The sequence below is a fragment of the Methylomagnum sp. genome (assembly GCF_054333355.1).
Genome location: NZ_JBTEKS010000203.1, coordinates 1 through 8008, shown reverse-complemented (window position 1 = coordinate 8008; position 8008 = coordinate 1). Strand labels below are relative to the sequence as shown.

The window sequence follows — 8008 nt, the reverse complement described above, 5'->3', positions numbered from 1 at the left end:
GATGTCATTAAGGCTGGTAAAAATCATCGTGGAAGCGCCATTAAGAAAGGATCGTAGGGACTTGGGCTTGATTTTACCCTGTGGACTTTGAAGTAACAATTATGAACAGTATACTTATAGCACCTTGGGAACATCTCTATTGTTCAGCCTGGGGGTATCGCTTTGGCTGCTATATGGTCTGGCCCTGAACGCGACGCCCATTATTATCGCCAACGCTATCACGCTCGTTTTGGCCTTGGTCGTACTCGCCTTGAAGTATCGGTATACCCAGAAATATTGAGCTACGCTTGATGGGACGCATCGAAGAATGAGATGCCACGAATAACCAGCGCTCTGGTCATGGATAAAATTGGTTTGTTCACGCCTATGTGGGTGGATTATTTAGCTTTATGCGCGGGAAGCGGGAGGAATTGTGGGACTTTTGGATGATTTAAAGCGGGAGGCGGATCAAGCGCGGCTGGCTAAGGAAAACGAGGAGGAGAGGCAGGCCGAACTTGAGAAAATCTACCGCAGCGATATTGCGCCCCGTCTCATTGATATCCATCGCTATCTTGTGGAAATGCTTAAGCATTTGGAAGAGGTGAAATGGATTGTGACGGTCGAGTACGATATTCCGGGATTGGGCAAGACGGATAACTTCCGTCAGGGGGATTATCGGATTTATATCGACCGCCACGAAACCCCGAGGAAGGTGACTCTGCAATGTGTCCGGGCCATGCCCAATGAACAAAAGTTCACGGTTGAACCGGGCAAGGCCGAGGAACTGCGTCAGTTTCTAACCGCCAACCAAGTGATGTTCAGCGATTGGCCCCTGCGCGATTCCTTGGGACAAATCACCGCCACCGTTTTTCAAGCCAAATTGCAGGTGCGGGCTTGGCTATCGTTTGAGGCCGACATCGAATTCTCCCGCATCCGGGTCTACAGCTATAACTTCGAGAACCTGAACCATCGGGAATATTATTTTGGATACGCCGTGGTGGATGAGAACTGGCTGGACGATCTAGGACATTATCTGCTGCGCAAAAGGGGATTTCTGGGGCGCCAGGAAATGTCGGGCGAGGCCCGTGAGCGGTTGCGGCAGGCCGTCGCCAAGGAGAAGGCGCAACAGCGCGAATTGGAGCAACGATTTATTTTGGAGGAGGTGCCGTCGTCGGGAATCAAATCCAAGCCTTCCGATTCCGGTTTTCTTCAGGTTCTGCGTGGGCGTTTGTTCAAGCCGGAAAAGCCGAATTAGAAAAGCCGAATCAAAGGAGCGCGGACGTCCCGCCCGGTCGCGGCCAAGATGGCCGCGCTCCTTTGCGGGACGCTCAGGCGGAGCGCCGCAGCTCCTTGGGCAAGGAGAACACCACCTTTTCTTCAATGCCCTGATTCTCGGTGACGGCGACGCCACCCCAATCCTTCAGCTTGGCGACCACTTCGGTCACTAGCACTTCCGGGGCCGAAGCGCCCGCCGTGACGCCAATTCTCGTCGCGTCCGCCACCCACTCCCGCTGGACCTGCTCCGCGTTGTCGATGAGGAAGGCGCGCTTCCCCAATTTGTCCGCGATTTCCCGCAGGCGGTTCGAGTTCGAACTGTTCGGCGATCCCACCACCAGAATCACATCGCAGTGCGCCGCCAGCTTTTTCACCGCATCCTGGCGGTTCTGCGTGGCGTAGCAAATGTCGTCCTTCTTGGGGCCGCAGATGGTGGGGAAGCGAACCTTGAGCGCCTCCACCACCGCCTGGGTGTCGTCGATGGACAGGGTGGTCTGGGTCACGTAGGCAAGATTATCGGAATTTTTGACCGTCAGGGTTTGGACGTCGGCGGGCGACTCCACCAGATAAATGCCGCCCTCCGGGTTGTCGTACTGGCCCATGGTGCCCTCGACCTCCGGGTGCCCGGCGTGGCCGATGAAGACAATTTCGCGGCCTTGGTTGGCGTGATGGTGGACCTCGATGTGGACCTTGGTCACCAGCGGGCAGGTGGCGTCGAACACTTGGAGCTTGCGCTCCTTGGCTTCCTGCTGAATGGCTTTGGACACGCCATGGGCGCTGAAAATGACGGTGGAGTTTCCGGGCACCTCATCCAGTTCTTCCACGAACACCGCGCCCCGCTGGCGCAGGCCATCCACGACGTAGCGGTTGTGGACGACCTCGTGGCGCACGTAGATGGGGGCGCCGAACACCTCGATGGCGCGGTCAACGATTTCAATGGCACGGTCTACGCCGGCGCAGAAGCCTCGGGGGTTGGCGAGTATGATTTCCATGGGGATACCGTTTGACTGAGTAAAAAGCTCGGGAATTCTCACACGTAGCGGGGCGCGAATCAACGCGGCGCCGGGGCGAGTGGGCGTAATGGCTGCCAGAGGGTTTCCTGGCCGTCGTTCTGGCGGGCCAGCACCCGCGCCAGCACGAACAGCAAATCGGACAGGCGATTCACGAAGGCCAGGGCGGCTAGGGCAACCGACTCGCTCCGGGATAGCGCCACCAGCGTGCGCTCGGCGCGGCGGCACACTGTCCGGGCGACATGGCAGCTTGAGGCGCTCCGATTGCCGCCGGGCAGCACGAATTCCTTGAGGGGCGGCAAATCGTCATTGAAGTAATCCAGCCAGGCTTCCAGCCAGCCGACGTGTTCAGCGTAGATCGTCTGGCGCCCGGGAATGCACAAATCGCCGCCCAGATCGAACAGTAGGTGCTGGATTTCACTGAGGCAATGGCTGACCGGAGCGGGGATGCCTTCGGCGATCACGAGTCCGATGTAGCTATTCAATTCGTCCAGGTCGCCATGCGCCGCGATGCGGGGCGAATCCTTCTCGACCCGGCTGCCGTCGGCGAGTCCGGTGCTGCCGGTGTCGCCGGTGCGGGTGTAGATTTTCGAGAGCCGATGTCCCACGGTCACACCAGTTTATCGTTGGAAACCACGATGCCATCCTCGTCAACATAGACGTAATAGCCGGTTCGGAAATTGGCGCCCGCGAGAGTGATGAGCGTGTCATGCTCGCCGGTGCCGCGCTCGTGGCTTTTCAATGGGTGGGTGTGCAGCGCCCGGACGCCGATGGGCAGGGCGTTGATTTCCAGCGAGTCCCGGATGCAGCCATACACGATGATGCCCTGCCAGCCATTGACGAAGGCCAGCTTCGCCAGATCGCCGCTCAGCAAGGCGCAACGGTGCGAGCCGCCACCGTCGATCACCAACACGCCATCCTCGGATTTTTCTGCCAAGGTCTTGCGGATCAGCACATTGTCCTCAAACACCTTCAGCGTGGTCACGCGGCCCGAGAATGACGCCTTGCCGCCGAAGGGGCGGAGGATCGGCTCGGCGATTTGCAAATGATGGGTGTCGGCGAATTGGTCGCAGAGGTCGGGGGTTTTGAAGGTCATAGTAGTTTCCAGAGGGTAGGATTGGTGTTGCCGGGGAGGGCGCTATCTAGCGGGAGCTTGTTCAGGAGGGAGAGGGGACACATTAACCAAATCGGCGTGTCGCTCCAATTCGTTCAGGATTTTCGATAACACTTTATAAGCGGTTATAGGAAGAATATCTGTCTGGGGCGGTTTTTTAGGATTTTTATGGGCCACCTAATCCCGATATTTTTTGACTTGTTTTGCTTGACCAATCAAATCTGGGCTAACCATGGCTTTAAAAACATCCAGCACTTCATCAATTCTCCAAAATTCAAGGTCAGCTTCGATTTTATGGTGTACCGACAAATTAAATTTTGATGGATTTAAATCCAGCATCTTTTGACTTTCACAAGCCAGAAAATGCAGTAGATGTCTCTCAAATATTGCCCACATAGAGAGAATCACATAATCGTTTGCATTGCTTCGGCTGACATCAATGAGCAGCCTAGCTTCAGGGATGCTGTGACCGAGAAAATTAGTCTTCTTTAAAAGCTCAGCTTGGTTCCTATCAATACTCCTTGTCGCTATTTTCAAACAGTCCAACGATACTTGATAGGATTGCCATATTTCATCTATGGAACTATGGCCGCTCATAATCCGAGACCTCGGAGAGCAGATCGAAAAATAATTCCCTGTCGAATTTGTATCCCTTGCCCAGCTTGCCTTCTATCCAATACCAACCTGCACCATCTATGCCTTTGTAGAAATAACTAACCCTTGTAAATTCGCGGTCTCCGTTATGTTCGGTGATAATAGCCTTGGGTCCACCTTGGTCCAAGTGAACGATGCCTATGTTATCGTATGAACCCTTAATATCTATTCTGCCATTAGCTCCGAGAATGCATCGACCGATAGGTGTGATTTCGGCAATCTCCTTGCCTTGCGGGGTTCGCACTATCAGTTTCGGAGCTTCGTAAGAGCCAAGCAGTTCTTCCAGAATGAAAGTTTTGCTTTTAACTAATTTAAGTTCGGTGGGTTGAATCCAGCTTTCAATATCTAGGAATAACTGATTAACTCGCCCCAGAAATTCGTCGCGCTGTTGCGTTATATCTTCATTCATACGTCATCCTCTCTCAAAGATACTACAAATACCGCGCCATCAACCCAAACTCCGTCGCTTCCACCGGCAACGGTATCCGCACCTCCCAGCCGCCGCCCGGTGCCTCCGTTAATGGATTCCCCGCCCGGTCCTCCATCGCCTCCAACACCCAATCCCGATTACCCTCCGGCAGTATCAATTCCAGCCGGTCGCCCACCGCGAATTTGTTCTTGACCAGAACATCCGCCTTGCCGGTTTCCGCGTCGAAGCCGGTGATTTCCCCCACGAATTGCTGCTGGTGGCTTTGCGAGTAGCCCCGCATGTAATTCTGATAATCCTGGGTGTGATGCCGCACGTAGAAGCCATCGGTGTAGCCGCGCTGGGCGAGATTCTCCAACACACCCAGCAGTTCCGGGTTGAACTCCCGCCCGGCGGCGGCGTCGTCGATGGCCCGCCGGTAGACCTGCGCGGTGCGGGCGACGTAATAATGGGACTTGGTCCGGCCCTCGATCTTGAGGCTGTCCACGCCGATCTCGGCCAGCTTCCGCACATGCTCCACGGCGCGGAGGTCTTTCGAGTTCATGATGTAGGTGCCGTGTTCGTCCTCCATGACCGGCATGAGTTCACCGGGCCGGTTTTCCTCTTCCAGAAAATACACCTGGTCGGCCAGCGGATGGCGCTCCTGGTTGCCGCAATCGGTCAACCCGCTGTTCAAATCGGCCAGGGAGAGCCGCCCTGGATTGGGTACGAAATCGCCCTCGGCGTTCTGCTCGGCGGGCTGAATGTCGTATTTCCAACGGCAAGAATTCGTGCAGGTGCCTTGATTCGGGTCGCGGTGGTTGAAATAACCGGATAACAAACAACGCCCAGAATAGGCGATGCACAAGGCGCCATGCACGAAGACCTCCAGTTCCATATCCGGGCAGTTTTGGCGGATGTCGGCGATTTCGTCCAGCGACAACTCCCGCGACAGGATGATCCGCTTGATCCCAACCGACTGCCAGAACCGCACCGCCGCGTAATTGACCGTGTTGGCCTGCACCGACAAATGAATCGGCATGTCCGGCCAGGCTTCCCGCGCCATGAGAATGAGTCCCGGATCGGCCATGATGAGGGCGTCCGGTCCCATGGCGACGATGGGGGCCAAATCCCGCACGAAGGTTTTAACCTTGCTGTTGTGGGGCAGGACATTGGTGGCGAGATAAAAAGTCTTGCCGCGCGCGTGTGCTTCGGCGATGCCCACGGCGAGGTTCTTTTCCAAGAAGTCGTTGTTCCGCACCCGCAGGCTGTAACGGGGCAGCCCGGCGTACACAGCATCGGCACCGTAGGCGAAAGCGTAGCGCATGTTTTTTAGCGTGCCCGCTGGGGACAGCAATTCCGGTTTCCGCATGGCATGAATTGTGAAATGGTAGAATTCGGCTAATTTTACCCCCTCGTTGACCGCTACGCTCAGGAATATCCCCTCATGAAACCCGCCCTGGTTTTCCCGACCATTGAATCTTTTGTCGGCAACACGCCCCTGGTCCGGTTGCAACGCTTGCCCGGCGAGACCCGCAACACCATTCTCGCCAAGCTGGAAGGCAACAATCCAGCGGGTTCGGTCAAGGACCGCCCGGCCCTCAGCATGATTCAGCGAGCCGAGGAGCGCGACGAAATCAAGCCCGGCGACCGGCTGATCGAGGCCACCAGCGGCAACACCGGCATCGCCCTCGCCATGGCGGCAGCCATCAAGGGCTATCGGATGACGCTCATCATGCCGGACAACATGAGCGCCGAGCGGCGGGCGTCGATGAAGGCGTATGGCGCCGAGATTATTTTGACGCCCGCCGCTGGCAGCATGGAGGCGGCGATTGATTTGGCCCGCGCCATGGAGGCCCGGGGCGAAGGCAAAATCCTCGACCAGTTCGCCAACCCGGACAACCCACGCTCCCATTACAAGGGCACCGGCCCGGAGATTTGGCGGGACACTCGCGGCACGGTCACGCATTTCGTCAGTTCCATGGGCACCACCGGCACCATCATGGGCACGTCCCAATTCCTCAAGGAGAAGAAGCCCGGCGTGCAAATCATCGGCGTGCAGCCGGAGGGCGACTCGAAAATCCCCGGCATCCGCCGCTGGCCGAAGGAATACCTCCCGAAAATCTGCGATTTCAGCCGTGTTGACCGGATCATCGAGGTGAGCCAGCAGGACGCGGAGGAAACCACCCGCCAGCTCGCGGCCCAGGAGGGCATCTTCGCCGGGGTTTCCTCGGGCGGCGCGGTCTACGCGGCCTTGCGCTTGGCCGAGACGGTCAAGACTGCGGTGATCGTGGTGATTATCTGCGACCGGGGCGACCGTTATCTTTCCACTGGTGTATTCCCGGATTAAGCATGGGTTATCGCGGACGCAAGAAGTCCCTGCCGCCGGAGGCGGTGCGGGCCGTGGTGGATTCATTCACCCACGATGGACGCGGCGTGGCCCGCGTGGACGGCAAGGCGGTGTTCATCGACGGCGCCTTGCCGGGCGAGGAAGTCAATTTCATCTACACCGACATCCGCCGCGACTACGCCGAGGGCAAGGTGGTCGAGGTGTTGCGAGCCGCGCCGGGCCGGGTCGAGCCGCGCTGCCCGCATTTCGGCGTGTGCGGCGGATGCAGTTTTCAGCACTTGGCCGACGCGGCGCAGATCGAGGAAAAGCAGGCGCTGCTCGTCGAACAGTTCCGCCGCATCGGCAAAATCGACACCGTGCCGCTGTTCCCGCCGCTGACTGGCCCGGCTTGGGGCTATCGCCATAAGGCCCGGCTCGGGGTCAAGAACGTGCCGAAGAAGGGCCGGGTGCTGGTGGGATTCCGCGAGCGGTCCAGCCCTTACGTCGCCGAGTTGGATGCCTGCCCCGTGCTGCATCCGCAAGTCGGCGCGCGGCTGCGCGACTTGTCGGCACTCATCGGCGAACTAAGCCTCAAGGACCGCGTGCCACAAATCGAGGTGGCCTTGGGCGATGAACGCGCCGCCCTGGTGTTCCGGGTACTGGAAGACCCGACCGAGGATGATTTGCGGCGGTTCCGGGAGTTCGGCGTGAACTTCGGCTTCGACATCCACCTGCAACGGCACGGGCCGGATTCGGTCACGGCCTTGTACCCGGACAACCCACCGATGCTCAGCTATGCCTTGCCGGAGCAAGGCGTCGAATTCCACTTCAAACCCACCGATTTCACCCAGGTCAACGTCGCAATCAACCGCAAGATGGTGGCGCGGGTGATGGAGATTCTGGCCCCGGAGCCGGATGACCGGGTGCTGGACCTGTTCTGTGGCATCGGTAATTTCACGCTGCCTATTGCCCGGAAAGCGGCCTTCGTGGTCGGCGTGGAAGGCGGCAAGGACGCGGTGGAACGCGCCCGGCAGAATGCCATCGGCAATGGCTTAGGCAATGTGGAATTCCACGTCGCCGATTTGACTCAAGCGCTGGCGGGCCAGCCGTGGGCGGCGGGCCGTTACGACAAGATTCTGCTCGATCCGTCGCGGGCCGGGGCGGAGGAAGTGCTAGCGGGAATCCCGACATGGCGGGCGGGCCGGATCGTGTATGTGTCCTGTAACCCCTCCACCTTGGCA

General features: G+C 58.1%; 9 protein-coding genes. 3 read left to right on the top strand and 6 right to left on the bottom strand.

Annotated elements, in window-relative coordinates; translation table 11 throughout:
* Positions 1 to 421 precede the first annotated feature (421 nt).
* Positions 422 to 1234, top strand: coding sequence for a hypothetical protein (locus tag ACXWUF_RS14620; protein ID WP_458495384.1), 813 nt, complete (start codon positions 422 to 424; stop codon positions 1232 to 1234).
* A gap of 73 nt (positions 1235 to 1307) precedes the next feature.
* Here the strand turns inward: ACXWUF_RS14620 and ispH are convergent, their stop codons facing one another.
* From ispH to trhP, 6 genes are all read right to left on the bottom strand, one after another.
* Positions 1308 to 2246, bottom strand: a complete 939-nt coding sequence (ispH, locus tag ACXWUF_RS14615; protein WP_458495383.1) for a 4-hydroxy-3-methylbut-2-enyl diphosphate reductase — start codon at positions 2244 to 2246, stop codon at positions 1308 to 1310.
* 59 nt (positions 2247 to 2305) lie between these two features.
* Positions 2306 to 2878 carry a cob(I)yrinic acid a,c-diamide adenosyltransferase gene (locus ACXWUF_RS14610; RefSeq protein ID WP_458495382.1) on the bottom strand — a complete coding sequence of 191 codons (573 nt, stop codon included), beginning with the start codon at positions 2876 to 2878 and terminating at the stop codon, positions 2306 to 2308.
* Positions 2875 to 3360: a ribonuclease E activity regulator RraA gene (rraA, locus tag ACXWUF_RS14605; RefSeq protein WP_458495381.1), complete on the bottom strand. Its 486-nt coding sequence runs from the start codon at positions 3358 to 3360 to the stop codon at positions 2875 to 2877. Before rraA ends, ACXWUF_RS14610 begins: the two co-directional genes overlap by 4 nt.
* Before the next feature lie 195 nt (positions 3361 to 3555).
* A complete protein-coding gene (locus ACXWUF_RS14600) occupies positions 3556 to 3975 on the bottom strand; it encodes a hypothetical protein (RefSeq protein WP_458495380.1) in 420 nt (139 codons plus the stop codon).
* Positions 3962 to 4441, bottom strand: a complete 480-nt coding sequence (locus ACXWUF_RS14595) for a hypothetical protein (RefSeq protein WP_458495379.1) — start codon at positions 4439 to 4441, stop codon at positions 3962 to 3964. Before ACXWUF_RS14595 ends, ACXWUF_RS14600 begins: the two co-directional genes overlap by 14 nt.
* Positions 4442 to 4463: 22 nt before the next feature.
* Complete coding sequence (trhP, locus tag ACXWUF_RS14590; protein WP_458495378.1) at positions 4464 to 5810, bottom strand: prephenate-dependent tRNA uridine(34) hydroxylase TrhP; 1347 nt, start codon at positions 5808 to 5810, stop codon at positions 4464 to 4466.
* Between the two features lie 75 nt (positions 5811 to 5885).
* Between trhP and cysM the strand changes: the two genes are divergently transcribed.
* Together cysM and rlmD are read left to right on the top strand one after the other, a co-directional pair.
* Positions 5886 to 6788, top strand: coding sequence for a cysteine synthase CysM (cysM, locus tag ACXWUF_RS14585; RefSeq protein WP_458495377.1), 903 nt, complete (start codon positions 5886 to 5888; stop codon positions 6786 to 6788).
* A gap of 2 nt (positions 6789 to 6790) precedes the next feature.
* On the top strand, positions 6791 to 8008 hold a 1218-nt coding region (gene rlmD / locus ACXWUF_RS14580), incomplete at its 3' end, for a 23S rRNA (uracil(1939)-C(5))-methyltransferase RlmD (protein ID WP_458495376.1).